The 25,323-nt window shown below is 70.1% G+C and carries 23 protein-coding genes and 2 pseudogenes; 18 read left to right on the top strand and 7 right to left on the bottom strand.

All coding sequences use genetic code 11. The annotated features are described in order from the left end of the window. The first annotated feature begins 5 nt into the window (after positions 1–5). The 5 genes from AB0L71_RS12095 (at position 6) to AB0L71_RS12075 (ending at position 7,545) form a co-directional block, all read left to right on the top strand. Positions 6–1,067: a glutathione S-transferase C-terminal domain-containing protein gene (locus tag AB0L71_RS12095; protein ID WP_365241240.1), complete on the top strand. Its 1,062-nt coding sequence runs from the start codon at positions 6–8 to the stop codon at positions 1,065–1,067. Between the two features lie 100 nt (positions 1,068–1,167). After that, a complete protein-coding gene (locus tag AB0L71_RS12090; protein ID WP_365241238.1) occupies positions 1,168–3,387 on the top strand; it encodes an NADP-dependent isocitrate dehydrogenase in 2,220 nt (739 codons plus the stop codon). 565 nt (positions 3,388–3,952) lie between these two features. Then, complete coding sequence (gene ctaD / locus AB0L71_RS12085) at positions 3,953–5,680, top strand: cytochrome c oxidase subunit I (protein WP_365241236.1); 1,728 nt, start codon at positions 3,953–3,955, stop codon at positions 5,678–5,680. Positions 5,681–5,709: 29 nt separating this feature from the next. Further along, the gene (locus tag AB0L71_RS12080) at positions 5,710–6,051 is read left to right on the top strand and encodes a hypothetical protein (RefSeq protein ID WP_365241531.1); all 342 of its coding nucleotides are present in this window, start codon (positions 5,710–5,712) and stop codon (positions 6,049–6,051) included. A gap of 132 nt (positions 6,052–6,183) precedes the next feature. Next, positions 6,184–7,545, top strand: a complete 1,362-nt coding sequence (locus tag AB0L71_RS12075; protein ID WP_365241233.1) for an NAD(P)/FAD-dependent oxidoreductase — start codon at positions 6,184–6,186, stop codon at positions 7,543–7,545. Between the two features lie 85 nt (positions 7,546–7,630). Here AB0L71_RS12075 and AB0L71_RS12070 read toward each other — a convergent pair whose 3' ends face one another. Next, positions 7,631–8,122, bottom strand: a complete 492-nt coding sequence (locus tag AB0L71_RS12070) for an aldo/keto reductase (protein ID WP_365241231.1) — start codon at positions 8,120–8,122, stop codon at positions 7,631–7,633. On the opposite strand from AB0L71_RS12070, the pseudogene AB0L71_RS12065 reads away from it, so the two are divergent. Further along, positions 8,054–8,683, top strand: a pseudogene (locus tag AB0L71_RS12065) (transposase); the annotation flags it as partial. The gene AB0L71_RS12070 and the pseudogene AB0L71_RS12065 overlap by 69 nt on opposite strands. Positions 8,684–8,716: 33 nt before the next feature. Here the strand turns inward: AB0L71_RS12065 and AB0L71_RS12060 are convergent. After that, positions 8,717–9,116, bottom strand: a pseudogene (locus AB0L71_RS12060) (aldo/keto reductase); the annotation flags it as partial. Between the two features lie 119 nt (positions 9,117–9,235). Here AB0L71_RS12060 and AB0L71_RS12055 point away from each other — a divergent pair. The 4 genes from AB0L71_RS12055 to AB0L71_RS12040 all read left to right on the top strand — a co-directional run bounded on the left by AB0L71_RS12055 (position 9,236) and on the right by AB0L71_RS12040 (position 11,838). After that, positions 9,236–9,631, top strand: coding sequence for a helix-turn-helix transcriptional regulator (locus AB0L71_RS12055; protein ID WP_365241228.1), 396 nt, complete (start codon positions 9,236–9,238; stop codon positions 9,629–9,631). A gap of 175 nt (positions 9,632–9,806) precedes the next feature. Next, entirely contained in the window at positions 9,807–10,604 is a 798-nt protein-coding gene (locus tag AB0L71_RS12050; protein WP_365241225.1) for a tyrosine-protein phosphatase, read from the top strand. A 224-nt stretch (positions 10,605–10,828) separates the two neighbouring features. After that, positions 10,829–11,233 carry a DUF1992 domain-containing protein gene (locus tag AB0L71_RS12045; RefSeq protein WP_365241222.1) on the top strand — a complete coding sequence of 135 codons (405 nt, stop codon included), beginning with the start codon at positions 10,829–10,831 and terminating at the stop codon, positions 11,231–11,233. Positions 11,234–11,358: 125 nt separating this feature from the next. Beyond that, on the top strand, positions 11,359–11,838 hold the full coding sequence (locus tag AB0L71_RS12040; protein WP_365241219.1) for a GNAT family N-acetyltransferase: 480 nt from the start codon (positions 11,359–11,361) through the stop codon (positions 11,836–11,838). Positions 11,839–11,911: 73 nt separating this feature from the next. Here the strand turns inward: AB0L71_RS12040 and AB0L71_RS12035 are convergent, their stop codons facing one another. From AB0L71_RS12035 to AB0L71_RS12025, 3 genes are all read right to left on the bottom strand, one after another. Beyond that, positions 11,912–12,292: a VOC family protein gene (locus AB0L71_RS12035; protein ID WP_365241216.1), complete on the bottom strand. Its 381-nt coding sequence runs from the start codon at positions 12,290–12,292 to the stop codon at positions 11,912–11,914. 250 nt (positions 12,293–12,542) lie between these two features. After that, positions 12,543–13,370 carry a VOC family protein gene (locus AB0L71_RS12030; protein WP_365241213.1) on the bottom strand — a complete coding sequence of 276 codons (828 nt, stop codon included), beginning with the start codon at positions 13,368–13,370 and terminating at the stop codon, positions 12,543–12,545. 172 nt (positions 13,371–13,542) lie between these two features. Beyond that, a complete protein-coding gene (locus tag AB0L71_RS12025; RefSeq protein ID WP_365241210.1) occupies positions 13,543–13,875 on the bottom strand; it encodes a DUF6479 family protein in 333 nt (110 codons plus the stop codon). Between the two features lie 258 nt (positions 13,876–14,133). On the opposite strand from AB0L71_RS12025, the gene AB0L71_RS12020 reads away from it, so the two are divergent. The 7 genes from AB0L71_RS12020 (at position 14,134) to AB0L71_RS11990 (ending at position 23,030) form a co-directional block, all read left to right on the top strand. Continuing rightward, on the top strand, positions 14,134–14,541 hold the full coding sequence (locus AB0L71_RS12020; protein ID WP_365241207.1) for a hypothetical protein: 408 nt from the start codon (positions 14,134–14,136) through the stop codon (positions 14,539–14,541). A gap of 98 nt (positions 14,542–14,639) precedes the next feature. Continuing rightward, positions 14,640–15,206: a 2Fe-2S iron-sulfur cluster-binding protein gene (locus AB0L71_RS12015; RefSeq protein ID WP_365241205.1), complete on the top strand. Its 567-nt coding sequence runs from the start codon at positions 14,640–14,642 to the stop codon at positions 15,204–15,206. Next, a complete protein-coding gene (locus tag AB0L71_RS12010; protein WP_365241202.1) occupies positions 15,203–16,189 on the top strand; it encodes a xanthine dehydrogenase family protein subunit M in 987 nt (328 codons plus the stop codon). Before AB0L71_RS12015 ends, AB0L71_RS12010 begins: the two co-directional genes overlap by 4 nt. Before the next feature lie 41 nt (positions 16,190–16,230). Next, entirely contained in the window at positions 16,231–18,330 is a 2,100-nt protein-coding gene (locus AB0L71_RS12005; RefSeq protein WP_365241199.1) for a xanthine dehydrogenase family protein molybdopterin-binding subunit, read from the top strand. A gap of 183 nt (positions 18,331–18,513) precedes the next feature. Next, entirely contained in the window at positions 18,514–19,011 is a 498-nt protein-coding gene (locus AB0L71_RS12000; RefSeq protein WP_365241196.1) for an ATP-binding protein, read from the top strand. A gap of 188 nt (positions 19,012–19,199) precedes the next feature. Beyond that, positions 19,200–20,624, top strand: a complete 1,425-nt coding sequence (locus AB0L71_RS11995; protein ID WP_365241194.1) for an NADP-dependent succinic semialdehyde dehydrogenase — start codon at positions 19,200–19,202, stop codon at positions 20,622–20,624. An 18-nt stretch (positions 20,625–20,642) separates the two neighbouring features. Next, positions 20,643–23,030, top strand: coding sequence for a phosphoketolase family protein (locus AB0L71_RS11990; protein ID WP_365241191.1), 2,388 nt, complete (start codon positions 20,643–20,645; stop codon positions 23,028–23,030). 33 nt (positions 23,031–23,063) lie between these two features. On the opposite strand, the gene AB0L71_RS11985 is transcribed toward AB0L71_RS11990, so the two are convergent. Then, positions 23,064–23,387 carry a plasmid stabilization protein gene (locus AB0L71_RS11985; protein WP_365241188.1) on the bottom strand — a complete coding sequence of 108 codons (324 nt, stop codon included), beginning with the start codon at positions 23,385–23,387 and terminating at the stop codon, positions 23,064–23,066. Between the two features lie 133 nt (positions 23,388–23,520). Then, positions 23,521–24,633, bottom strand: a complete 1,113-nt coding sequence (locus tag AB0L71_RS11980; protein ID WP_365241185.1) for a chemotaxis protein — start codon at positions 24,631–24,633, stop codon at positions 23,521–23,523. Positions 24,634–24,761: 128 nt separating this feature from the next. On the opposite strand from AB0L71_RS11980, the gene AB0L71_RS11975 reads away from it, so the two are divergent. Then, complete coding sequence (locus AB0L71_RS11975; protein ID WP_365241183.1) at positions 24,762–25,256, top strand: DUF1269 domain-containing protein; 495 nt, start codon at positions 24,762–24,764, stop codon at positions 25,254–25,256. Positions 25,257–25,323 lie beyond the last annotated feature (67 nt).

Genomic DNA, 25,323 nt, shown 5'->3' with positions numbered 1-25,323 from the left:
ACACGATGAAGGAGAACGAGGCCGGCGCCACCACCGGTGCGGGCACCGACGGCAACGCCTCGTACGGGCACAAGGCCTTCAAACGGTCCAGGAGCCATTTCGCCGACCGCATCACCCACGACGGCCGGGACGGCTGGCCGGTCGAGGCCGGGCGCTACCGGCTCGTCGTCAGCCGCGCCTGCCCGTGGGCGAGCCGCTCCCTGGTGTCCCGACGGCTGCTCGGGCTGGAGGGAGCCATCTCGCTGGCCGTCGCCGACCCCATCCAGGACGACCGCAGCTGGCGCTTCACGCTGGACGAGGGCGGCAGGGACCCGGTGCTCGGGATCGCGTACCTGAGCGAGGCGTACGACGCACGGGAGCAGGGGTACCCCGGTGGGGTCAGCGTCCCCGCGATCGTCGACGTACCCAGCGGCAGGCTCGTCACCAACGACTTCCAGCAGATCACGCTGGACTTCGCGACCGAGTGGACCGCGCTGCACCGGCCGGGCGCCCCCGACCTGTATCCCGAGGCCCTGCGCGACGAGATCGACGACGTCATGCAGGGCATCTACCACGACCTCAACAACGGCGTGTACCGCGCGGGCTTCGCGGACCAGCAGTCCGTGTACGAGGGTGCCCACCACGACGTCTTCCGCCGGCTGGATCTGGTGTCCGCGCGTCTCGCGGACCGGCGCTACCTGGTCGGTGACGCGATCACCGAGGCCGACATCCGTCTGTTCACGACCCTGGTGCGGTTCGACCCGGTCTACCACGGCCACTTCAAGTGCAACCGCTCGAAGCTGGCCGAGGACCGCGTGCTGTGGGCCTACGCCAGGGACCTCTACCAGACCCCCGGATTCGGCGACACGGTCGACTTCCACCACATCAAACAGCACTACTACCGGGTCCACACGGGCATCAACCCCACCGGCATCGTGCCCGTCGGCCCCGACCTGTCGGGGTGGCTGACCCCGCACCACCGGGAGGAACTGGGCGGACGCCCGTTCGGCGACGGCACTCCGCCGGGTCCGGTACCGGCCGGGGAGGAGGTCCCGCCGTCGGGACGTCCCGGCAGCCGGCACCCGTGACGGCTCCCGTCGGGCAAGGGGGCAGGGCCCTGTCGAGTCGCCACCGATCACGAGATATCTTGATGTCAAGCAATGTTGTAGACGTGGAGCGGAGCACAGGGTGACTGAGTCGACCATCATCTATACACACACCGACGAGGCCCCGGCCCTGGCGACGTATTCGTTCTTGCCCGTGGTCCAGGCCTATGCCTCGACGGCGGGGGTCAAGGTCGAGAGCCGGGACATCTCGCTGGCCGGGCGCATCATCGCGGTCTTCCCCGAGTACCTCCAGGAGGGCCAGCGCATCGACGACGCGCTCGCCGAGCTCGGTGCGCTGGCGCAGCGGCCCGAGGCCAACATCATCAAGCTGCCGAACATCTCGGCCTCGATCCCGCAGCTGAAGGCCGCCGTCGCCGAGCTCCAGGCCCAGGGCTACGCGCTCCCGGACTACCCGGACGACCCGCAGACCGACGAGGACCGCGACGTCCGCGCCCGCTACGACAAGGTCAAGGGCAGCGCGGTGAACCCGGTGCTGCGCGAGGGCAACTCCGACCGCCGCGCCCCCGCCTCGGTCAAGAACTACGCCAAGACCCACCCGCACCGCATGGGCGCCTGGACGGCCGACTCGAAGACGAACGTCGCCACCATGGGCGTCGACGACTTCCGCTCCACCGAGAAGTCCGCGGTCATCGCCGATGCCGGTTCGCTGCGCATCGAGCTGGCCGGTGACGACGGCAGCACCACCGTTCTGCGCGAGTCGGTCCCGGTCCTCGCGGGCGAGGTCGTCGACGCGGCGGTCATGCGCGTCGCGGCCCTGCGTGAGTTCTTCACCGCGCAGGTCGCCCGGGCCAAGGCCGAGGGCGTGCTGTTCTCCGTCCACCTCAAGGCCACCATGATGAAGGTCTCCGACCCGATCATCTTCGGCCACGTGGTCCGCGCCTTCTTCCCGAACACCTTCGCCACGTACGGCGAGGCGCTCGCCGCGGCCGGTCTCTCCCCGAACGACGGCCTCGGAGGCATCCTCAAGGGCCTGGACTCCGTGCAGGGTGGCGCCGAGATCAAGGCGTCCTTCGAGGCCGAGCTGGCCGAGGGCCCCGCGCTGGCCATGGTCGACTCCGACAAGGGCATCACCAACCTCCACGTACCGAGCGACGTCATCGTCGACGCCTCCATGCCGGCCATGATCCGCACCTCCGGTCACATGTGGGGCCCGGACGGCAAGGAGGCCGACACCATCGCCGTCCTGCCGGACAGCAGCTACGCGGGCGTCTACCAGGTCGTGATCGACGACTGCAAGGCCAACGGCGCCCTCGACCCGTCGACCATGGGCTCGGTGCCGAACGTCGGTCTGATGGCCCAGAAGGCCGAGGAGTACGGCAGCCACGACAAGACCTTCGAGATCCCCACCACGGGTACGGTGCGGGTCCTCGACGGCAACGGCAACGTCGTGCTGGAGCAGGTCGTGGGCGCGGGCGACATCTTCCGCATGTGCCAGACCAAGGACCTCCCGATCCAGGACTGGGTCAAGCTCGCCGTCACCCGCGCCCGTGCCACCGGCGCCCCGGCCGTGTTCTGGCTCGACGAGGACCGCGCCCACGACGCGCAGCTGATCGCCAAGGTCAGGACGTACCTCGCCGACCACGACACCGACGGCCTGCAGATCGAGATCATGTCGCCGGAGAAGGCCACCGCCTTCTCGCTGGAGCGCATCCGCCGCGGCGAGGACACCATCTCGGTGACCGGCAACGTGCTGCGTGACTACCTGACGGACCTGTTCCCGATCCTGGAGCTGGGCACGAGCGCGAAGATGCTCTCCGTCGTCCCGCTCATGAACGGCGGCGGACTCTTCGAGACCGGTGCCGGCGGTTCCGCTCCCAAGCACGTCCAGCAGCTCGTCAAGGAGAACTACCTCCGCTGGGACAGCCTGGGCGAGTTCTTCGCTCTCGCGGCCAGCTTCGAGCACCTCGCCACGACCACGGGCAACGCCCGCGCCCAGGTCCTCGCGGACACCCTCGACCGCGCGACCGGCACCTTCCTCAACGAGGACAAGTCGCCGAGCCGCAAGCTGGGCGGCATCGACAACCGTGGCAGCCACTTCTACCTGTCCCTCTACTGGGCCCAGGAGCTGGCCCAGCAGACCGACGACGCGCAGCTCGCGCAGGCGTTCGCCGGACTCGCGAAGACGCTGGAGGAGCAGGAGCGGACCATCGTCGACGAGCTGATCGCGGTGCAGGGATCGCCCGCCGAGATCGGCGGCTACTACCAGCCCGACCCGGCCAAGGCCTCGGCCGTCATGCGCCCGTCGGCGACGTTCAACCAGGCCATCGCCGCCATCGGCTGACCCGTCAGCCACGGAGGGGCCGGCCCTGGCCAGCCCCTCCCGCCTCTCCCGCCCCGGTCGGCATCCTGCCCGGCCGGGGCGGTTCGGTGTTCCCTCCGGGGATCGGCCCGGCCGCGCTTCGCCGTGCGGCAACGATCTGGTTGCCTTCCCGCCGGCCACGACGGCCGGTGGATCACCGGCCAGAATGTTCGCGCGACGGGCGGGCCGGCCTGAAGCGCACGCCTGGTCGCCCCTGGTGGGCACTGATCCGGCGTGCGCCGGCTCCTTCGGTAACGTCCCTGGACCGTAAAGGAGTTCGGGCTGTCCCCCCGGGCCTCCGTCACGACACGGCTCCGCACCGGCCGCTGCCGGGGGGCGAGCCGGTCGAGGCATGAGCCCGAGGACCTCCTGACGAGTGAAAGTCACGCGACTGCGGGCGCAGGGCCGCACATGGTGGCCCCGCGGCTGATTTGCTGCACCTGGAATCTGGCGCGACGCGCGGGACCGGCCTGCCGGCCCGGTGGAGGCGGCGCCCCTGCCGGGTGCCCGGTCTCCATCCGCGCATGACGACCGAAGGAGCGTCCCAGTGACGACGACGGGCACAGCAGGGGCAGCCGAGGAAGAAGAGGGGTACGAGGACGAGCTTCCGGTCCGGCGCAAGCAGCCGGGAAACGTCGTCGTCAAGTGGCTGACCACCACCGACCACAAGACGATCGGCACGCTCTACCTGATCACCTCGTTCGCCTTCTTCGTCATCGGCGGCGTCCTGGCGCTGGTCATGCGCGCCGAACTGGCCCGCCCCGGGATCCAGATCGTCTCGCCCGAGCAGTACAACCAGGCGTTCACCATCCACGGCACGATCATGCTGCTGATGTTCGCGACACCGCTGTTCGCCGGGTTCACGAACTGGATCATGCCGCTGCAGATCGGTGCGCCGGATGTGGCGTTCCCGCGACTGAACATGCTCGCGTACTGGCTGTACCTCTTCGGCTCCCTCATCGTGCTGGCCGGCTTCCTCACTCCGGCGGGCGCGGCCGACTTCGGCTGGTTCGCCTACTCCCCGCTCTCGGACGCCGTGCGCTCGCCCAGCATCGGCGGCGACCTGTGGATCATGGGTCTGGCCTTCTCCGGCTTCGGCACGATCCTCGGCTCGGTCAACTTCATCACCACGATCGTCGGCATGCGGGCCCCCGGTATGACGATGTTCCGCATGCCGATCTTCACCTGGAACGTCCTGCTCACCGCCGTTCTGGTCCTGATGGCCTTCCCGGTCCTCGCGGCGGCTCTGCTCGTACTGGAGGCGGACCGCAAGTTCGGCGCGCACGTGTTCGAAGCAGCCAATGGGGGTGCCGTGCTCTGGCAGCACCTCTTCTGGTTCTTCGGCCATCCAGAGGTGTACATCATCGCGCTGCCGTTCTTCGGGATCGTCAGTGAGATCATTCCGGTCTTCAGCCGGAAGCCGATCTTCGGCTACGTCGGTCTGATCAGCGCGACGATCGCCATCGCGGGCCTCTCGGTGACCGTGTGGGCCCATCACATGTTCGTCACCGGTGCCGTGCTGCTGCCGTTCTTCTCGTTCATGACCTTCCTCATCGCGGTGCCGACCGGTGTGAAGTTCTTCAACTGGATCGGCACGATGTGGCAGGGGTCGTTGTCCTTCGAGACACCGATGCTCTGGTCGATCGGCTTCCTGGTCACCTTCCTCTTCGGTGGTCTGACCGGTGTGATCCTGGCGTCGCCCCCGATGGACTTCCACGTCTCGGACTCGTACTTCGTCGTCGCGCACTTCCACTACGTCGTCTTCGGCACCGTGGTCTTCGCGATGTTCGCGGGATTCCACTTCTGGTGGCCGAAGTTCACCGGCAAGATGCTGGACGAGCGCCTCGGCAAGATCACGTTCTGGACGCTGTTCGTGGGCTTCCACGGCACGTTCCTGGTGCAGCACTGGCTGGGCGCCGAGGGCATGCCGCGTCGTTACGCGGACTACCTCGCCGCGGACGGCTTCACCACGCTGAACATGGTCTCGACGATCTCCTCGTTCCTGCTCGGCCTGTCACTTCTGCCGTTCTTCTACAACGTGTGGAAGACCGCCAGGTACGGCAAGAACGTCGAGGTCGACGACCCGTGGGGTTACGGCCGCTCGCTGGAGTGGGCGACCTCCTGCCCGCCGCCGCGGCACAACTTCCTCACCCTGCCGCGGATCCGCTCCGAATCCCCGGCGTTCGACCTGCACCACCCCTCGGTGCGTGCCCTCGAAGAAGCCCTCAGCCGACCCGGCACCGGTACATCGGCCCCGGGGGACAGGGAGGCATGAGCACGGCGGCCTTCGGAGAGGAGGAGCGAGTGGACCCCGAGAAGGACATCGCCCGCGGCCTGGCACGACTGGAGGGCCATCTGCTGTGGAACGCCGAGGTCGAGGAGGCGCGTCGGGAGGCCCGCTGCTTCACCGACGCACTGCCCTGGCTCACCACGGCCCAGCGCGAGGACGTGGAGCGGGTCTACACCGCGGACCGTGTCGCAGTCTCGCGCGCGGTGCTCCGGCGCATCTGCGCCCGTGCCGCCGAACTGCGCACGGAGTACGACGCGCGCTACCGCAGTCTGCGGGCCCGCGGCGTTGCCGTCTGCGCCGTACTGGTGGCGGCGCTCGGCGGTACCTGCACGGCGGTCACCTTCCTGTTCCGCTGATCCGGTGGTGTCGTCCTTCCGCCGTCCCCAGCAGGCGAAGTCGGATCGGGCTCGTCAAGATGTGAGAGGACGGGCGCGTGCGACAGGGCAGGCGCACGGACGGCCGTGCAGGCCCGGGAAGGGACGAACACTGTGGCACGACCCAGGATTCTCGTTGTCGGCGGCGGATTCGCCGGGGTGGAGTGCGTACGCCGTCTGGAGCGAGGGCTGAAGCCGGGCGAGGCGGATATCGCGCTCGTCGCCCCGTTGTCCTACCAGCTCTATCTGCCTCTGCTGCCCCAGGTGGCGGCCGGGGTGCTCACCCCGCAGTCGGTCGCGGTGTCGCTGCGCCGCAGTCGCAGGCACCGCACCAGGATCGTGCCCGGCGGTGCCATCGGGGTGGACCCCAAGGCGAAGGTCTGCGTCATTCGCAAGATCACCGACGAGGTGGTCTACGAGCCCTACGACTACATCGTGCTCAGCCCCGGGAGCGTCACCCGTACCTTCGACATCCCCGGTCTGCCCGACCATGCCCGAGGCATGAAGACGCTGGCCGAGGCGGCGTACGTACGTGACCACGTGATCGCCCAGCTCGATCTCGCGGACGCCAGCCACGACGAGCACGAGCGCGCCTCGCGCCTGCAGTTCGTGGTGGTCGGCGGGGGATACGCCGGTACCGAGACGGCCGCCTGCCTCCAGCGCCTCACCGCCAACGCGCTCAAGCACTACCCGCGGCTCGATCCGAGACTGCTCAAGTGGCATCTCATCGACATCGCCCCGAAGCTGATGCCCGAACTGGGCGACAAGCTCGGGAAGAGCGCCCTGGAGTTGCTGCGTGCACGCGGCATCGAGGTGTCGCTCGGGGTCTCGATCGCCGAGGCCGGGCCGGACCAGGTCACCTTCACCGACGGCCGGGTGCTGCCCTGCCGCACGCTGATCTGGACGGCAGGAGTCACCGCGAGTCCGCTGGTCGCCACCTTCGACGCGGAGACCGTACGCGGCCGGTTGGCGGTGACGCCCGAGATGAGTCTGCCCGGCTTCGACGGCGTCTTCGCGCTCGGTGACGCGGCGGCCGTACCGGATCTCAGCAAGGGGGGCGGAGCGGTCTGTCCGCCCACCGCGCAGCACGCCACGCGCCAGGGACGCAGGCTCGCCCACAACCTCATCGCCACGTTGCGTAACCAGCCGTTGAAACCGTACGTCCACAAGGATCTTGGTCTCGTCGTGGATCTCGGCGGCAAGGACGCGGTCTCCAAGCCGCTCGGCGTCGAGATGCACGGAGTCGCCGCGCAGGTCGTGGCGCGCGGCTACCACTGGTCGGCGCTGCGGACCAATGTGGCCAAGACGCGGGTCATGACGAACTGGATGCTCAACGCCGTCGCGGGTGACGATTTCGTGCGCACCGGATTCCAGGCCCGCAAGCCGGGCACCCTGCGCGACTTCGAGCACACCGACGTCTACCTCACACCCGCGCAGGTCCGGGAGCACACCGCCTCGCTGCACACCGGCACCTGACCTCCGGGCCACCGGCGCGAGCCGGTGGCCCGGAGGTCAGGGCGGGTGCCGGAAACATCGGCCCCGCCCGGCGCCGACTGCCGGATCAGCTGTCGCTCCCGTGCCCGGCCGTGAGCCCGGGATCCCGCTCCACCACCGGGTCCAGGATGTCGTCGATCGCCTTCAGCAGGTCCGCATCGAGCCTCACCCCCGCCGCCCCGGCGTTCTCCGTCACCTGATCGGGCCGGGAGGCGCCGATGATCGCGGCGGAGACATGGGGGTTCTGGAGCACCCAGGCGACCGCCAGCCGGGCAAGGCTCAGACCGGCCTGGTCGGCGAGCGGCCGCAGCTGCTGGACACGCTCCAGGACCTCGTCGCGCAGCCAGCCGGCGACCATGTCGGCGCCGCCCTTGTCATCCGTCGCCCGGGAACCGGCCGGGAGAGGTGCACCCGGCTTGTACTTGCCCGTCAGAACGCCCTGGGCGATCGGCGACCAGACGATCTGACCGATGCCCAGCTCCTCGGACGCGGGCACGACATCGCTCTCGCGAACTTCTCCGCGGACTCCAACGGTGGGTTCGTCGCGAACCCCCGGCATGGTCGTCGCGCTGCCGCGAAACTTGAAGCGGCGCAGCGGGCTCTGTCCCGGTGCAAGCGTGGTTCGAAGCGCCGTCGCAAGGCTGTGGAGAAGGTCGCGAGGCTGCATGGGAAGGTTCGCCGTCAGCGCCTGGACCACGCCCACAAGACCGCCCTTGCGTTGGTCCGTGAGCATGATTTCATCGCGCACGAGAACCTGACGATCCGCACCATGGGCAAGGCTCCGGCACCGAAGCCTGATCCGGACCGGCCGGGCGTGTTTCTGCCCAACGGTGCGGCTGCGAAGGCCGGTCTGAATCGTTCGATCTCGGATGCCGGGTGGGGGGTGTTCCTGACGATCCTGCACGCCAAGGCTGAAAGCGCCGGACGGGAAGTGGTCGCTGTGGACCCCCGCAACACGTCCCGGCTGTGCCCCAGCTGTGGGCGCACCGCCAAGGAGAACCGGCCCACACAGGAAAAGTTCCACTGCGTCTCGTGCGGCCATACCGCGCACGCCGACACGGTGGGCGCTGTGAATGTTCTACGGGCCGGGCTGGTCCGTCGCGAAGCTCAACGCGCTTAGCAAGAAGCCCCCTTGTTCACGAGGGGGAGGAGTCACGGTCTCTTCCAGCGGGGTCGAGTGGTCATAGCGATGCGCCTGGTACAGGTCCAACGTAATCGGTCGGCAGCCGGCGCAGTGAGTTGTCGATGGACTCCAGGATGTGTTTGCGGCCAAGCCCCCGGTCGTTGTGTCCGGGCCCGGTCGGGAAGTAGACCTTGGTGAACACCTCGAGTCCCTCACGGCGTTCGTTCCTGAGGGCCCGGCCCAGGACCGCCTCGGCCCGTGTCTCGGCATAGACGTCCGCCGTGTCGAAGGTCGTGATCCCGGCGTCGAGGGCAGCCCGGATACAGGCGACGGCCGCTTTCTCCTCCACCTGGGAGCCGTGGGTGAGCCAGTTTCCGTAGGCGATCTCACTGATGGTCAGGCCGCTGCGGCCGAGTCGGCAGAATTCCATGTCCTGCGCTCCCTGTACTGGTGAGGGACGGGTCGTGCCGGAACGGCCTATTGCATTTGCTGTGCCGATTAGCCAGAAAGCCTTGTATATGCAAGGCTCATGCACATATAGTGCCGCATATGCAGTCATATACAATCGGGCAGGCGGCGAGCCTGCTGGGAGTCAGCCCCGACACGGCACGTCGCTGGGCGGACGCGGGAAGGGTGGCGACCCACCGTGACGAAGGTGGTCGCCGGCTCATCGACGGTCGTGATCTGGCCGCTCTCTCCATCGAGGTCGGCCAGGGCGGGGGAGGGGAGGACGGGACTTCGTACACGTCCGTCCGCAATGCCTTCCCGGGCATCGTCACCGGAGTGAAGCTCGGTGACGTCGCGGCCCAGGTCGAGATCCAGGCAGGTCCGCACCGGCTGGTTTCGCTGCTCACCCGGGAGGCCGTCGAGGAACTCGGCCTGGAGGTCGGCATGCGGGCCACCGCTCGTGTGAAGTCCACCAATGTGCACATCGATCTCGTCTGACCGCTCCTCGCGTCCTGGGCGGGCGTCGACCCCGAGCAGGATTCGGCGCCCCCGTGGTCACCCTCGCCGACGGCCGTCCAGCGTTTTGCTTTGTCGATGCCTCGCCTGCGTGCGACGTTGGGTCTGATCACATCGGGCCAATTCGGATGGATGCCGGGAAAAGGGGTAGTCGATCGTGCGAACCGCCAGGGCCGTCCCGGCATCCACCGTCATCAATCTGCGCGACCTGGGCGGCATTGCCCTGGGGCCCGGGCGCCGGATCCGGCCCGGGGCCGTGCTGCGATCCGGCCAGCTCGACGGGCTGGACCTTGCGCGGGACGCCGCCGTGGCGGCGTTCGGCATCCGCACCGTCGTCGATCTGCGAACCGCCGACGAGCGTGCGGCGGCTCCCGACCGGCTGCCGCCCGGCGCGCGGCTCTTCGTCGCCGATGTGCTCGGCGACAACCCGGGTGTGGCGCCCGCCCGGCTGCGTGCGTTGCTCGCCGACCCGGTCGCTGCGGAGCAACTGCTCGGCAGCGGCAAGGCCGAGGAACTGTTCGCCGATACCTACCGGCAGATGGTGCTCTCCCCGGGGGCCGCTGCCGCGTACCGGGCCTTCATCGAGACGGCGGCCGACGACCGGGCCCGCCCGGTGCTTTTCCACTGCACGGCCGGCAAGGACCGCACCGGCTGGGCCACCGCGCTGCTTCTGATGCTCGTCGGTGCGCCCCGGGACGTGGTGCGGGCCGAGTTCCTCGCGGTGAACCCGGCCGTGCGGGGCGCCTATGCCCCGCACGTGCAGGGGTTCCTCGACGCGGGCGGTGACCCGGACATCGCGTCCGCGGTCATCGAGGTCCGCCCCCGCTATCTCGACACGGCGCTGGACGCCATGGAGGAGAGGTGGGGCGGGCTCGACGGATATGTGCGCGACGGTCTGCGGATCCCGGAGGCCGCGCTGGAACGGCTGCGCTTCGGGCTCGTGGCGCCCGCCTGAGCGGGCGCTCGCAGGCGCCACCCCCGTCGGCGAGGGAGTCGAGGGCCTCGCATCGGGCGCGGATCCGGCGGTCCCGGGAACCGCGTCGCCCGCACGTCGCGCGTGCCTCGAAAGGCCGCTGCACAGAACCCTGTTGCGAGGCGGCACGTGGGACCGGCAGGTGATCCGGAGCCTCCTCGGTAAGGTGGAAGGGGCGGATCGCGATTCCTCCGAGAGGGGCGTACGTGACCGAGCGCAAGCCTGCGGGCGTCAGTTTCGAATCGTGGGTCGACAAGCAGATCCGCGATTCCGAGCAGCGTGGCGACATCTCCCGGCTTCCGGGTTTCGGCAAGCCGCTCGACTCCCTCGACGCTCCTTACGACGAGTCCTGGTGGATCAAGCAGAAGATGCAGCGTGAGGGGGTGTCGGTGCTCCCGCCGGTACTGGCGCTGCGCAAGGAGGCGGAGGATGTCCGCGAGGGCGTGCCCGGAGCGCGGACCGAGGCCGAGGTGCGGCGCATGCTGACCGAGGTCAACGAGAAGATCCGGGCGGCCATCGACCGGCCCCCGCCCGGTCCTCTGCTGAACCTCGAACCGTTCGACGTCGATGCCATGGTCGAGGAGTGGCGCGCGGCGCACCGGCCGTCCTGAGGGGCGTTCCGTGGATCCTGCCGGGCTCCGGCCCGATCCACGGGACACCGCCTCTGGTGCCCCGGCAGGGATGGGGTCGATGCGCCCGCGACACGGTACGTAATACTCGCCTCATGAAGCCGAGCATGACGCGACCTGGTGGCGGGGCACGCGGCGGGGACGTACGGATCAGACGGGCGGCCGCCCGGGACGCGAAGCGGCTCACCCGGCTGGTCAGGACGTCACGCGCCTACGAGGGGCGGTATGCCGCCATGGTCGCCGGATACCGGGTGGGCCCCGACTACATCGAGACCCATCAGGTCTTCACGGCGGTCGAACCCGGCACCGACCGCCCCCTCGGCTTCTACTCGCTGATCCTCGACGCGGCCGAACTCGACCTCATGTTCGTCGCCGACGAGGTGCAGGGGCTCGGCATAGGGCGGCTGCTCATGGGGCATCTGCGCGAGCAGGCGCAGGGTGCCGGGCTGACCGGTGTCCGCATCGTCGCGCATCCGCCCGCCGAGGGTTTCTACCGCAGCGTCGGTGCGTGCCGGACCGGGACCCTCGTGGCCGACCCTCCGGTGGTGATGTGGGACCGGCCCGAACTGCTGCTGCCGATCGCCTGATCGGGTGCGGATGGAGTCGGCGCGCCCCGAGGTCCGGGCGAACTTTCCTTCCCCTGCGGCGTGTTACGGACCGTCAGGTCACATAGGGGCGCGTGATGATCTCCATGGCGTGCCCGTCGGGGTCCGGGAAGTAGATGCCCCGGCCGCCGTGGTTGTGGTTGATCTCGCCCGGATGCTGGTGATGGGGATCCGCGTAGTACGTGATCCCCTGCTCCTTGATGCGGGCGTACGCCGTGTCGAACTCGGCCTCCGAGACGAGGAAGGCGTAGTGCTGCCCGGCGATCGAGGCTTCAGGAGTGGTCGCGAAGTCCAGGGTGACGCCGTTCGCGGTGGCGACCGGGACGAACGGGCCCCATTCCGCGCCGACTTCGAGTCCCAGTATGGCTGCCAAGAACTCGGCGGACTCCCGGTTGTTGCTGGCGTGAACGATGGTGTGATTCAACTCGACTGACACGGTGGAATGCCTCCAACGGGCATCTCACGGGAACCTCCACGCCTCACCCGGCCGGTGACCGACGCGCGATGCCCTACTGAAAAGCCTAAGGGCTTTCGGCGGCCTCTGGTGGTTCGGCGGCGGCGTCGGATGCGATACGGGGCACGGGGGAGGACCGTCCGGATACGGATCGTGTCCGGACGTCTCGAGGCCCGTGGGGGAGCGACAGCGGACGCCGAGCGCGCACGACGGGTGCCGCAACGGCGGCCCGTCAGCCGGACCGGAGCACGGTGGGCTCGGCGGCGTCCGTGACCGTGAAGAGCCCGCCCTCCGGGTCCAGCAGGGTCGCCTCGCTGCCCTGCCCCACCCGGTGCTGCTCGACGAGGCTTCCGCCGTTCTGTCGTGCGGCCTCGACCGTGGCCGCCACATCGGCGACGGGGAAGTGGACCTCCCAGTGCGGGCGGACCAGTGGATCGGGGGCCGCCTCCACCGCGCCGGAGCTGATCCGGGCGAGCTGACGGCCTTCACAGACGACGAGGACCTCGTCGGCCTCGTACGACACCTCGCAGGCGCCGGGACGTCCGCTCGCCCAGTCGAGCACTCCGCCGTAGAAGATCGCCGCATCGAAGGCGTTCCTGGTGTGCAGGCGCAGCCAGGCGTGCGCATGGCCGGGCGGTGCGGGGGGTGAGGTCGCAGGCTCGGTCCGTTCCCAGATGCCGAACACCGCGCCGTCACGGTCCGCGGCCAGTGCCCCGCGTCCCTTGCCGAAGGCGATCGGCCCCACCGCGACCGTTCCGCTGCGCTCACGGATACGTGAAGCCGCCGCGTCGGCGTCCGGCACCGCGAAGTACGGCGTCCAGGCCACGGCCACCTGGTGGGCCGCAGCCACCGCACCGATCCCGGCCACCGGCACGTCGCCCCGGCGGGCGACGGAGAACCCCTGCCCCAGCTTGCCCGGCCGGAAGGCCCAGCCCAGCACGGCGGCGTAGAAGGCCTGCGCCGCCTCCAGGTTCCTGGTCATGAGGTTGACCCAGCACGGTGCCGCGGATCCGGTCAGCGGCGCCGGCATCGACGACGTCGCGGGATGGCTTCCGGTCATGGTCCTACTGCCTTCATCGGGTCTGCGGCCTGCGCCATGCCGGCGGCCGTCGGGCCTCACCAGCCTCACCGCGGTCGGTTGCTCCCGCAACACGCAAGGGCCGCCGCGGGCAGCGCCGCGCCGCCCGCCCGGGGGGAGCCCCGGGCGGGCCCGCCCCCGGAATCGCCGGGGCTCAGTCGCGCCGCTCGTCCTTGTCGCCGTAGAGGGTCTCGTTTCCGTGATCACCGAGCTCGTAGGGGGAGAGGCCGCGCCCGTCGGGCGGGAAGCTGTCGTCGCCGTGGACATCGCGCTGCTCGACATGGCTGCGGTGGTCGGGCCGCGGCGGTTGTTCCTCGGGCCGGGGTGGAGGCAGCTCCTGGAGCCGACGCCTCCTGCCCAGCCACACCGCACCGATCAGCATGGCCACCAGCACGACTCCGACAATGCCCAGCACCACCCCGGTTGCGCCCCGCCCGTCGGCGAGGGTGGCAGCCAGTGCGCTGAGGTCTCCGTTCGATACGTCCATGCCTCCCGAATACCCCGGGGCAGAGGCGCCACTCGGCAAAGGCAAAGAATTCATATTTTAAGTGGATATGAATCAAAAAGTGTTTCGGTCTCGACGGGGCCACCGGGAGGGCCCGGCGGGCGGGTCGGCCATCCCGCCCGCGACTCCGTGTCGCCGTCGGCCGGTCGCGGGGAGAGCCTGGAGAGGATCCTCGAATCGCCGGAGGAGGGCGAGGGGAGAGCCGGATCCACCGAGCCGGACCGAGTGGAAGGAGCCGCGGTGAACAGCACCAAGGAGCAGCAGTCGCAGGAGAGCCTGCACGGCCAGGAGGTCTCGGTCGTCATCAGCGGGTGCGACATGGGTGACGCACGGATGGTCTTCGACGCGCTGCGGGCCGCCTTCACCACCGACCGGGCCTCGGTCGACGTACCTAGGAAACTCGCGGAGAAGCGTCCCACCGCATGGGTGGCGACCGTGGATGTCACCGAGGAGAGGGTGGTCACCGGGCCGCTCGCGATCGGGGCGCCCGTGTCGGTCGATGTGCAGGGCGGCTACTGGGCGGTCGAACGGATCCGGCGGAGCCTGGCGCACGCCTTCGACGTACGGGTCGTCGGGACGGTCTCCGGGGACCAGGAGGAGGAGGTGCGCCTCCGCCTGAGGAACAAGGAGAGCTCGGAGGGCCGATAGGTCTACAGGTCGCGGCCCGGCGGCGGAGCAATGAAGCGGGAAGGCGGTACATGTCTGGTAGAAAGCGACAAAACGCCACCCCGGAAAGGCGCGAGTGAGTGGACCCCTCTCGCAGGCAGGACGCCGGTGCGCGACAGCCGGGAGCGACCGGTGACCGTTCCGGCCTGACACTGCACGTCAACGGAGTCGAGCGGACCCTGACGCTCGACCATCGCACCACGGTCCTGGACGCCCTGCGTGAACACCTGGACCTCACCGGGGCGAAGAAGGGCTGCGACCACGGACAGTGCGGAGCATGCACCGTCCTCGTCGACGGGCGGCGCGCCAACAGCTGCCTGCTGCTCGCCGTCGCCCACGACGGAGCCCGCATCACCACCGTCGAGGGCCTCGCCGACGGCGACCGGCTGCACCCTTTGCAGGAAGCCTTCCTGGACCACGACGCCCTGCAGTGTGGTTACTGCACACCCGGCCAGATCTGCTCGGCCGTCGGGATGCTCGGCGAGGCGGCGGACGGCTTCCCGTCCCACGTCACCGTACCCACCGCACCCGTAACCACCCAGGCGCCGCTCGACGCCCCGGAGATCCGCGAACGGATGAGCGGCAACCTCTGCCGCTGCGGCGCGTATCCACGCATCGTCGAGGCGATCGAGGACGTGGCGCCGTGAAACCCTTCGCCTACGTCCGCGCCGGGTCCGTCGACGAAGCGGTCCGTGAGAGCCTCGCCCATCCCGGCGCCGGATTCCTCGCCGGCGGCACCAACCTCGTCGACCTGATGAAGCTCGGTGTGGAAACGCCCGACCTGCTCATCGACATCAGCCGGCTGCCCCTGGACCAGGTGGCGGACACCGAGGACGGCGGCCTGCGCATCGGCGCGACCGTGCGCAACAGCGACCTGGCCGCCCATCCCGCGGTACGCACCCGCTATCCCGTCCTGTCCCAGGCGCTGCTGTCCGGCGCGTCCGGCCAGCTCCGCAACACCGCGACGACCGGGGGGAACCTGCTGCAGCGCACCCGGTGTCCCTACTTCCAGGACATCTCGAAGCCCTGCAACAAGCGGGAACCCGGCACCGGCTGCCCCGCCGTCGAAGGGACCCACCGCGATCTCGCCGTGCTCGGCCACTCCGAGCACTGCGTCGCCACGCACCCGTCCGACTTGGCCGTGGCCCTGTCCGCCCTCGATGCCACCGTCCGGTTGTACGGGCCGGACGGAGAACGGACCGTACCCGCCGCCGCATTCCACAGGCTGCCGGAGGACACCCCCCACCGGGACACGGAGATCCGGGCGGGCGAGCTCATCACCGAAGTGGTCCTGCCGCCACGCCCGGACGGGGTCGGCTCCCTCTACCGCAAGGCCCGCGACCGTGCCTCGTTCGCGTTCGCCCTCGCCTCCGTCGCCGCGGTACTGGGCCTGCGCGACGGGCGGATCGAGCATGCCGCGCTGGCCTTCGGAGGGCTGGCCCACCGGCCCTGGCGCGCACGGCTCGCCGAGGAAGTGCTCCGTGGCGCACCGGCCGACGACGAGACCTTCGAACGGGCCGTGGACGCCGAACTCGCCGCCGCCCGGCCCCTGCGCGACAACGTGTTCAAGGTGGGGCTCGCCCGCAGCCTGGGCGTCGCCGTGCTGGCCGAACTCGCCGCCGACAGCTGAGCCCACGCACCGCCGCCGACCCGCACCCGCGAGGATCCGTCATGAGCCAGCCCCACACCCCCCTGGGCGCCCCCGTCCCACGCCGCGAAGGCCGGGACAAGGTCACGGGCACCGCCCGCTACGCCGCCGAGCACACCCCACCGGGCTGTCTCTACGGCTGGCCCGTCCCGGCCGCCATCGCCCGGGGCCGCGTCGCCGCCGTCCACGCCGACGAGGCACTGGCCCTGCCGGGGGTGCACGCCGTGCTCAGCCACGAGAACGCCCCGCGCCTGAAGCAGCCCGACGCCCCGATCCTCGCGGTCCTCCAGGACGACCGGGTCCCGCACCGGGGCCGGCACGTCGCGCTCGTGGTCGGCGACACGCTCGAACACGCCCGCGCCGGGGCCGGGGCACTGCGGATCACGTACCGGACCGCCGAGCACGATGTCCTGCTGTCCGAGGACCATCCCGGCCTGTACACCCCCGAGAAGGTCAACGGCGAGTACCCGGCCGTCCGTGAACGCGGCGACGCCGACCGGGCCTTCGCCATGGCCCCCGTACAGGTCGACGCGACCTACACCATCGGGGCGCTGCACAACCACCCCATGGAGCCGCATGCCTCCACCGCGCAGTGGACCCAGGAGGGGCACCTGCACGTCCACGACAGCAGCCAGGGCTCCACCAGGGCCCGCGAGAGCCTCTGCGCCGCCTTCGGGCTGCGGCCCGACCAGGTCACCGTGGTGGCCGAACACGTCGGCGGTGGTTTCGGCTGCAAGGGCACCCCGCGCCCGCAGGTGATCCTGGCCGCCATGGCCGCGCTCCACACCGGGCACCCGGTCAAGGTCGCCCTGCCCCGTCGGCAGATGGCCGCCGTGGTCGGCCACCGCCCGCCCACCGTGCAGCGCCTTCGGCTCGGTGCGGAACTCGACGGCACCCTCACCTCGGTCTCCCACGAGGTCATCACCCACACCTCCACGGTCGAGGAGTTCGTGGAGCAGGCCGCCGTGCCGACCCGCGTCATGTACGGGTCCCCGCACAGCCGTACCGCCCACCACGTGACTGCCCTGGACGTGCCGAGCCCCTCCTGGATGCGGGCACCGGGTGAGGCACCGGGCATGTACGCGCTGGAATCCGCCATGGACGAACTCGCCGCGGCCCTCGGCATGGACCCCGTCGAACTGCGCCTGCGCAACGATCCGGCCCACGAACCCGACTCCGGGCGCCCGTTCAGCAGCCGGGGCCTCGCCGCCTGTCTGGAGGAGGGCGCCGGCCGCTTCGGCTGGTACGACCGCGATCCGCGCCCCGCGGTCCGCGAGGAGGGCCCGCTGCTGCTCGGTACCGGCGTCGCGTCCGCCACGTACCCCGTCTACCTCGCCGGCTCCAGTGCCTCGGCCCACGTGGCGCCCGACGGCTCGTACCGCATCCGGGTCAACGCCACCGACATCGGCACCGGCGCCCGCACCGTGCTCGCGCAGATCGCGGCCTCGGTCCTGGGCGTCCCGGTGGAGGACGTCCGGATCGACATCGGCAGCAGCGACCTGCCCGACGCACCGCTGGCCGGCGGCTCCATGGGCACGGGCTCCTGGGGATGGTCCGTGCACAAGGCGTCCACCGCCCTCCTGGAGCAGTTGCGCGAGCACACCGGGCCTCTTCCGGCCGAGGGGCTCACGGCCTTCGCCGACACCGGACAGGAGACCTCCGAAACGTCCCCGTACGCCCGCCACGCGTTCGGCGCGCACTTCGCCGAGGTCGCCGTCGACTCCCGGACCGGTGAGGTGCGGGTACGCCGGATGCTCGGCGTCTTCGCCGCCGGGCACATCCTCAACCCGCGCACCGCGCGCTCCCAGTTCATCGGCGGGATGACCATGGGAATCGGCATGGCGCTCACCGAGGGCAGCACCATGGATCCCGCCTTCGGCGACTTCACCGAGAGCGATCTCGCCTCCTACCACGTTCCGGCCTGCGCCGACGTCCAGGAGATCGAGGCGTACTGGATCGACGAGGACGACCCGCACCTCAACCCGATGGGCAGCAAGGGCATCGGGGAGATCGGCATCGTGGGCGCCGCGGCAGCCGTCGGCAACGCCGTCCGGCATGCCACCGGAGTCCGGCTGCGCAGCCTTCCCCTCACTCCGGACACCCTGCTCCCCTACCTCCTGTGACCTGGGCCGACCTGGGCGGAATGCTCTGCGATACCAGGGAGTCCGGCTCCTGTGTTGCGCAACCGGCACGGTGGGGTCACCCTGTTGAGTGACCCAGAAGTGACATCTGCTCACTCTTCGTATTCGGGGGTCGTTGGTTCAGCGGGGCGAAGCAAGTGGGCCTCGATATGAGGAGCCTCGACGATGACCGTTCCATTCGACCGGCACTATCTGGTCGAACTCCAGGTTTCTGCAGAGCGTGTTGCGCAGATGCGGCGGATCATTGCCGCACACCTGCGCCATTGGGGTCTTGAACTCCATATCCAGCCGGTGTGCCGGGGAGTGGAAGAGCTGCTCACCAACGTCCACCGGCATGTCGGCGACGACAACCATTGCGTCGTCGAACTCCGCTGGTCAGGGCGGCATCTCACGGTCTCCGTCGCCGACGACGGCTCCGAGATGCCGCGGCTGCTCAGCACCGGCGGAGGTGGTCTCAGCCGCGTCATGGCCCTGAGTGACAGCTGGGGCACCTGCCGTACGGCCGAGGGCAAGGTCGTCTGGTTCACGCGGTACGCGAAGGAGCCGCGCACCGTCGACCTGGTGCCGTCGGCGCCGCTGCCCGGTGTGGGGGATTTCCGTCGCGCCCCCGTCGCCGCTCCGGAACCCGCTGGTGCGGGTGACTTCGCCGCCGCACCGGCCTGAAGCGGGCCACCGGGGCCGGTACTGCCGGCATCCGTGCCCGTGAACGGACCGCCGGCCGGCGTGGACGGCGTGCACACCGCACGCAGGGTCCGCGCCGGCCGGATGTGCCCGGAGGAGGGGCCGGCCCGCGTTGCGGCACGGCGCGCGGCACTGCACGGTCGAAGTACCGAGGCAAGGAGGCCACAGTCATGCCCATCGCGACGGTCAACCCCGCGAACGGCGAGACCCTCAGAACGTTCGACGCACTGGGCGAGGCGGAGATCGAGCAGAAGCTCGATGCCGCCCGTACCGCGTTCCGTAAGTACCGCACCTCGGGATTCGCCGAGCGGGCCGGTCTCCTGAACGCGGCCGCGGGGCTCCTGGAGGAGGACATCCAGGACATCGCGCGCACCATGACCACCGAGATGGGCAAGCCCGTCAAGGCCGCCCGGGCGGAGGCCGCCAAGTGCGTGAAGGCGATGCGCTGGTACGCGACCCACGCCCAGGAGCTCCTGGCCGACGAGCGTCCCCGGCCGGAGGACGTGAAGGACGCAGGCGCCACCAGGGCCTACGTCCGCTACCGGCCGCTGGGCGCCGTCCTCGCGGTGATGCCGTGGAACTTCCCGCTCTGGCAGGTCGTACGCTTCGCCGCCCCCGCCCTCATGGCCGGGAACGTCGGCCTGCTCAAGCACGCGTCGAACGTCCCGCAGACGGCGATGTATCTGGAGGGACTGTTCCGCCGGGCCGGATTTCCCGCGGGTTGCTTCCAGACCCTGCTGGTGGGATCCGGAGCGGTCGAGGCGATCCTGCGCGACCCCCGGGTCGCCGCCGCCACGCTCACCGGCAGTGAGCCGGCCGGTCGCTCGGTCGCCTCGGTCGCCGGGGACGAGGTGAAGCACACCGTGCTGGAACTGGGCGGCAGCGACCCGTTTCTGGTCATGCCGTCGGCCGACGTGGCACGGGCCGCCCGTACCGCCGTGACCGCGAGGGTGCAGAACAACGGTCAGTCGTGCATCGCCGCCAAACGGTTCATCGTGCACGCCGACGTCTACGACGAGTTCGCCGAGCGGTTCATCGTGGGCATGCGAGACCTGACGGTCGGTGACCCGATGCAGGAATCCACCGACGTCGGACCGCTCGCCAGCGAACAGGGCCGCGCCGACCTGGAGGAGCTGGTGGCCGACGCGGTCGGGAAGGGGGCGGACGTGCTGTGCGGAGGCGGCCGGCCCGAAGGCCTGGGCCCGGAACTGGAGCGCGGCTGGTTCTACGCCCCGACCGTTCTCACCGGAATCACGACCGGCATGCGCATCCACCGCGAGGAGACCTTCGGTCCCGTGGCCACGCTGTACCGGGTCGAGGGGCTGGAGCAAGCCGTGGAGCTCGCCAACGACAGCCCCTTCGGCCTCAGTTCCAACGTGTGGACCCGCGACGCCGATGAGGTCCGTCGCTGTGTGCGCGACCTGGAGGCCGGTGGTGTCTTCTTCAACGGAATGACGGCCTCCCATCCCGCGCTGCCCTTCGGCGGTGTGAAGCGCTCCGGCTACGGTCGCGAGCTCGCCGGGCAGGGCATCCGCGCATTCTGCAACGCGACCACGGTCTGGTACGGCTCCGAGCCCGCAGCAGCCTCCTCCTAGGGAAGCCAGGAGACACCCATGAGCAACGCCGCCCACCCGGCAGCGGAGCCCGTCCCCTCCGACGACGAGATCGCCGCGCTCGACGCTCACTGGCGGGCCGCCAACTACCTGACCGTCGGCCAGATCTACCTGATGGGCAACCCGCTGCTGACCGAGCCGCTCGCCGCGGAGCACATCAAGCCGCGCCTGCTCGGCCACTGGGGTACGTCACCCGGACTGAACCTGGTCCACACCCATCTCAACCGGATCATCAAGTCCCGCGATGTCCAGGCCCTGTGCGTCTGGGGTCCCGGCCACGGCGGACCCGCCGTCCTCGCCAACTCCTGGCTGGAGGGAAGCTACTCGGAGACCTACCCCGACATCGGCCGTGACGGTCAGGGGATGGGGCGGCTGTTCAGACAGTTCTCGTTCCCCGGCGGAGTGCCCAGTCATGTGGCACCCGAGACCCCCGGCTCCATCCACGAGGGCGGCGAACTCGGCTACGGCCTCACCCATGCCTACGGTGCCGCCCTCGACCACCCGGACCTCGTCGTCACCTGCGTCGTCGGCGACGGCGAGGCCGAGACCGGACCGCTCGCCGCGTCCTGGCACTCCAACAAGTTCCTCGACCCGGTGCACGACGGGGCCGTTCTCCCGGTCCTCCACCTCAATGGATACAAGATCGCCAACCCGACGGTGCTCGCCCGCATCCCCGAGACCGAACTCGACGCCCTGCTGCGCGGTTACGGACACGACCCCCTGTACGTCGGCGGTGACGACCCCCTCACCGTCCACCGCGCGATGGCCGCCGCGATGGACCGGGCCTTCGACCGCATCCGGGAGATCCAGGCGGCCGCCCGCACCGGCGGCGACACCGGGCGCCCCTGCTGGCCGGTGATCGTGCTGCGCACCCCCAAGGGCTGGACCGGCCCCCGCGAGGTCGACGGCGTGCCCGTCGAGGGCACCTGGCGTGCCCACCAGGTCCCGCTGCCCGGCGTCCGGGACAACCCGGAGCACCTGCGCACGCTGGAGCAGTGGATGCGCTCCTACCGCCCGGAGGAACTCTTCGACACCTTCGGGCGCCCCACCGCCCAGGTGCTCGACTGTGTGCCCGAAGGCGCCGCCCGGCTCGGTGCGAGCCCGTATGCCAACGGCGGTCTTCTCCTGCGCGAACTGCCCATCCCGCCACTGGACGACCACGCCGTCCGGGTCGACAAGCCCGGCACCGTGCTGCACGAGCCGACCCGTGTGCTCGGCGGACTGCTGGAGGCCGTCATGGCCGCCACCGCCGAACGCCGCGACTTCCGGGTCGTGGGTCCCGATGAAACCGCGTCCAACCGGCTCGACGCCCTCTACGGAGCCACGGCGAAAGCGTGGCAGGAGCGGCTCCTGCCGACCGACGAGCACCTCTCCCGCGACGGACGCGTCATGGAGGTGCTCTCCGAGCACCTGTGCCAGGGCTGGCTGGAGGGGTACCTCCTCACCGGTCGGCACGGCCTCTTCTCCTGCTACGAGGCGTTCGCCCATATCGTCGACTCGATGGTCAACCAGCACATCAAGTGGCTGCGCACGTCCCGCCGGCTGACCTGGCGCAGCCCCATCGCCTCGCTCAACTACCTGCTCACCTCGCACGTCTGGCGCCAGGACCACAACGGGTTCTCCCACCAGGACCCCGGCTTCGTCGACCACATCCTCAACAAGAGCCCCGAGGTCGTCCGCGTCTACCTGCCTCCGGACGCCAACACCCTGCTCTCCGTCGCCGACCACGCGCTGCGCAGCCGGGACTACGTCAATGTGATCGTGGCGGGCAAACAGCCCACCTTCGACTGGCTCACCATGGACCAGGCCCGCGCGCACTGCGCCCGAGGAGCCGGTGTGTGGGAATGGGCCGGTACGGAGGACGGCAGCCGCGAACCCGACGTGGTGCTCGCCTGCGCCGGTGACGTACCCACGCTGGAGACCCTGGCGGCCGCCGATCTGCTCCGCCGGTATCTGCCGGAACTGGCGGTGCGGGTGGTCAACGTGGTCGACATGGCCCGGCTGATGCCCCAGCGGGACCACCCGCACGGAATGCCGGACTCCGAGTACGACGCGGTGTTCACCCGGACCACGCCGGTGATCTTCGCGTACCACGGTTATCCGTGGCTGATCCACCGGCTGGCCTACCGGCGGGCGGGCCACTCCCACCTGCATGTGCGGGGCTACAAGGAGGAGGGCACCACCACCACGCCCTTCGACATGGTCGTCCGCAACGACCTGGACCGCTACCGGCTGGTCATGGACGTCATCGACCGGGTGCCCGGCCTCGGTGTCCGCGCCGTGGCGGTGCGCCAGGCGATGGCGGATGTCCGCACCCGTCACCACGACTGGATCCGTGAACACGGCACGGACCTGCCCGAGGTGGCCGACTGGACCTGGAGCGGCTGATCCCCCTCCTCTCCCGGCCCGTGTGACGAGGGTTCAGCGGCCGACAGCCTTGGCCAGCTGGTCCTTCGTCATGTGCGACCGGCCATGGACGTTCTTCTTCTTCGCCTCTTCGTAGAGCTGGTCGCGGGTCGGCCCCGCGGCCCCGCTGTGGGAGCGCAGGCCGCCGCGCCGGGAGGACGACATGTCCGTGAGGGAGGTGCGGCTGGCGGTCTTCGACTCACCGGCGCGGGCGCGTTCCTTGTTGACCGTACGGGCCGCGATCTCCTCGGCCCGGTCCTCGCCGACCCCGCGCTCCTGCACGCTCTCCTTGATGTGTTCGTACTGTCGTTCCCGTTTGGCGTTGGATCCGCGTGGCATGGTGTGTTCACTCCTCTCCCTGGTCCTGTCCCGGGGCACACAGAGCCCCTCCTCAGTGTCCCAGCGCACCTCGGGGCCCGCACGCGGCAGGCGTGCGGGCCCCGGAGGGGTGTGGGGTGCGGTGCCGGCCCGTTCAGTAGCGCAGGGCCGCCGCGATCCGGCCGTGTTCCGTCAAGGAGCCGTCCGCGAGGAAGACCACGTCGGTGCCGCTGTCCAGGGCCGATTCGACGAGCTCGTCGACGATGTCCTCGCGGATCGAGCTGTCCGAGAGGTCGGCGTCGTCGCCCACCGGTTCCAGGTGAGCGTCCGCCACCCGTACCGTCTGCTGGAAGTTCTCCTCCACCGCGACCAGGCCGGCACGGCCCTCCCGTACCGCGGCCCAGACCTCGTCGAGGCCGCCGGCGAAGGCGCGACGGCCGCGCGCCTCGTCCAGTTTGCCGTCGATCTCCGCCGCGAACCGCTGCTGCCGTTCGTCGAGCGCCGGTTTCAGCTCCTTGCGCAGGTCGCTCGGCGTCATGTCGGCGGGTGCCCCCTTCGTGACCCGGCCGACGGCGGACGCGGCGGTCTCCCCGACCTCGTCCAGCAGGGCGAGTGCCGGCGGGAGTCCGACCAGGTACAGCGGGCGCGGATCCGCGGCCAGCACCGTGCGCAGCTTCTCGTCGACCGTGCGCAGGAAATTGCGGGTCTCCTCGTCGCTGAAGGTGCTCGGGGTGTCGCCGATCTGCTCCTTGCGCTGCGGGTTGGGAGCTTCCCGCGGTGCCGTCAGCGGGAAGCCGTTGCTCTCCGCCGGGTGCAGGACGTCCGTCGTACCGCTCCACAGGGCGGCGCGCTCGGCCGAGACGGTGAGCGCCCAGAACGGCTGGGCCTGGGCCTTCGCGGCGACCAGGTTGCGGGTCAGATAGGTGTCGCTGAGCACCACCCGTTCGGGGACGGTGCGGGGGAGCTGCCAGAGCTGGTGCTCGTCGGCGCTGACGAGGAGGACCAGGGCGTCCAGGGAGCGGCGGGGGTCCACCTCGGCGACCGCCCGGTCCAACTGCTCCTTGACCGCGATCCGCGCCTCACGGGTGACTGCGGGGTCCGCCTCCAGCCGCCCGACGGCCTCGGCCACCAGATTGCGCAGCCGAACGGTGTCCTGGGCGTGGTCCGGTGTACGGCGATGGGTCGGCATGGTCAGGGACAGGGCCGGATAGGGCTTGACCGCCCGCAGTTCCTGCAACAGACCGGCGGTCAGGGCGTCCGTATCCATCGTTGTCTCCCAGGGGCTTCGGCGGGCATCCGCTCCCGAGTGAAGCGGGCGCTTTCAACGAGTCAATTCATACCTTTTGATCCTAATATGAGCGAGTTCTTGACTGTCGGTCTCAGGAGGTATGCGCGATGTCCACGCTCACCGTGTGGAAGTTCCAGTCGGCCGAGGGGGCGGAGGACATGGAGACTTCGCTCAAGTCCCTCCAGAAGGAGGGGTTGATCAAGATCATCGACGCGGCCGTGGTCAGCTGGCCCGCCGACCGGGCGAAGCCCAGGACCAAGCAGTTGATCAACCTGGTCGGTGCCGGGGCGCTGAGCGGCACGTTCTGGGGAATGCTCTTCGGGCTGATCTTCCTGATGCCGCTGCTGGGTGCGGCGATCGGCGCGGCGGCCGGGGCGCTGGGGGGAAAGCTGGCCGATGTCGGCATCGACGACGACTTCATCGCCGAGGTCAAGGAGAAGGTGACGCCCGGGACTTCGGCCCTGTTCCTGCTGACGACGGACGAGGTGCCGGACCGGATCGTCGAAGCGCTGCCCGACGGCGGTGCCGAACTGCTCCACAGCAACCTGGACACGCAGAGCGAGGCGCGCCTGCGCGAGATCTTCGGCGAGGAGGCGGACTGAATCCTCGGCGAGGAGAGGACTGAGCGGAAGGGGTGGCCCGGTTCACCGAGCCACCCCTTCCGTTTTC

The organism is Streptomyces sp. NPDC052052 (assembly GCF_040680455.1).
In the GTDB taxonomy this organism is placed as follows: domain Bacteria; phylum Actinomycetota; class Actinomycetes; order Streptomycetales; family Streptomycetaceae; genus Streptomyces.
Note: the sequence above shows the minus strand (reverse complement) of the source record. Positions and strands in the feature narration are given on the sequence as shown.

What these genes read in the sequence shown, in the direction of transcription:
- AB0L71_RS12095 (WP_365241240.1), top strand. Translation starts at nt 6, where the DNA reads ATGAAGGAGAACGAGGCCGGCGCCACCACCGGTGCGGGCACCGACGGC.
- AB0L71_RS12070 (WP_365241231.1), bottom strand. Translation starts at nt 8,122, where the DNA reads ATGCCGGGGGTTCGCGACGAACCCACCGTTGGAGTCCGCGGAGAAGTT.
- AB0L71_RS12055 (WP_365241228.1), top strand. Translation starts at nt 9,236, where the DNA reads ATGCAGTCATATACAATCGGGCAGGCGGCGAGCCTGCTGGGAGTCAGC.
- AB0L71_RS12040 (WP_365241219.1), top strand. Translation starts at nt 11,359, where the DNA reads ATGACGCGACCTGGTGGCGGGGCACGCGGCGGGGACGTACGGATCAGA.
- AB0L71_RS12030 (WP_365241213.1), bottom strand. Translation starts at nt 13,370, where the DNA reads ATGACCGGAAGCCATCCCGCGACGTCGTCGATGCCGGCGCCGCTGACC.
- AB0L71_RS12025 (WP_365241210.1), bottom strand. Translation starts at nt 13,875, where the DNA reads ATGGACGTATCGAACGGAGACCTCAGCGCACTGGCTGCCACCCTCGCC.
- AB0L71_RS12005 (WP_365241199.1), top strand. Translation starts at nt 16,231, where the DNA reads ATGAGCCAGCCCCACACCCCCCTGGGCGCCCCCGTCCCACGCCGCGAA.
- AB0L71_RS12000 (WP_365241196.1), top strand. Translation starts at nt 18,514, where the DNA reads ATGACCGTTCCATTCGACCGGCACTATCTGGTCGAACTCCAGGTTTCT.
- AB0L71_RS11995 (WP_365241194.1), top strand. Translation starts at nt 19,200, where the DNA reads ATGCCCATCGCGACGGTCAACCCCGCGAACGGCGAGACCCTCAGAACG.
- AB0L71_RS11990 (WP_365241191.1), top strand. Translation starts at nt 20,643, where the DNA reads ATGAGCAACGCCGCCCACCCGGCAGCGGAGCCCGTCCCCTCCGACGAC.
- AB0L71_RS11985 (WP_365241188.1), bottom strand. Translation starts at nt 23,387, where the DNA reads ATGCCACGCGGATCCAACGCCAAACGGGAACGACAGTACGAACACATC.
- AB0L71_RS11980 (WP_365241185.1), bottom strand. Translation starts at nt 24,633, where the DNA reads ATGGATACGGACGCCCTGACCGCCGGTCTGTTGCAGGAACTGCGGGCG.
- AB0L71_RS11975 (WP_365241183.1), top strand. Translation starts at nt 24,762, where the DNA reads ATGTCCACGCTCACCGTGTGGAAGTTCCAGTCGGCCGAGGGGGCGGAG.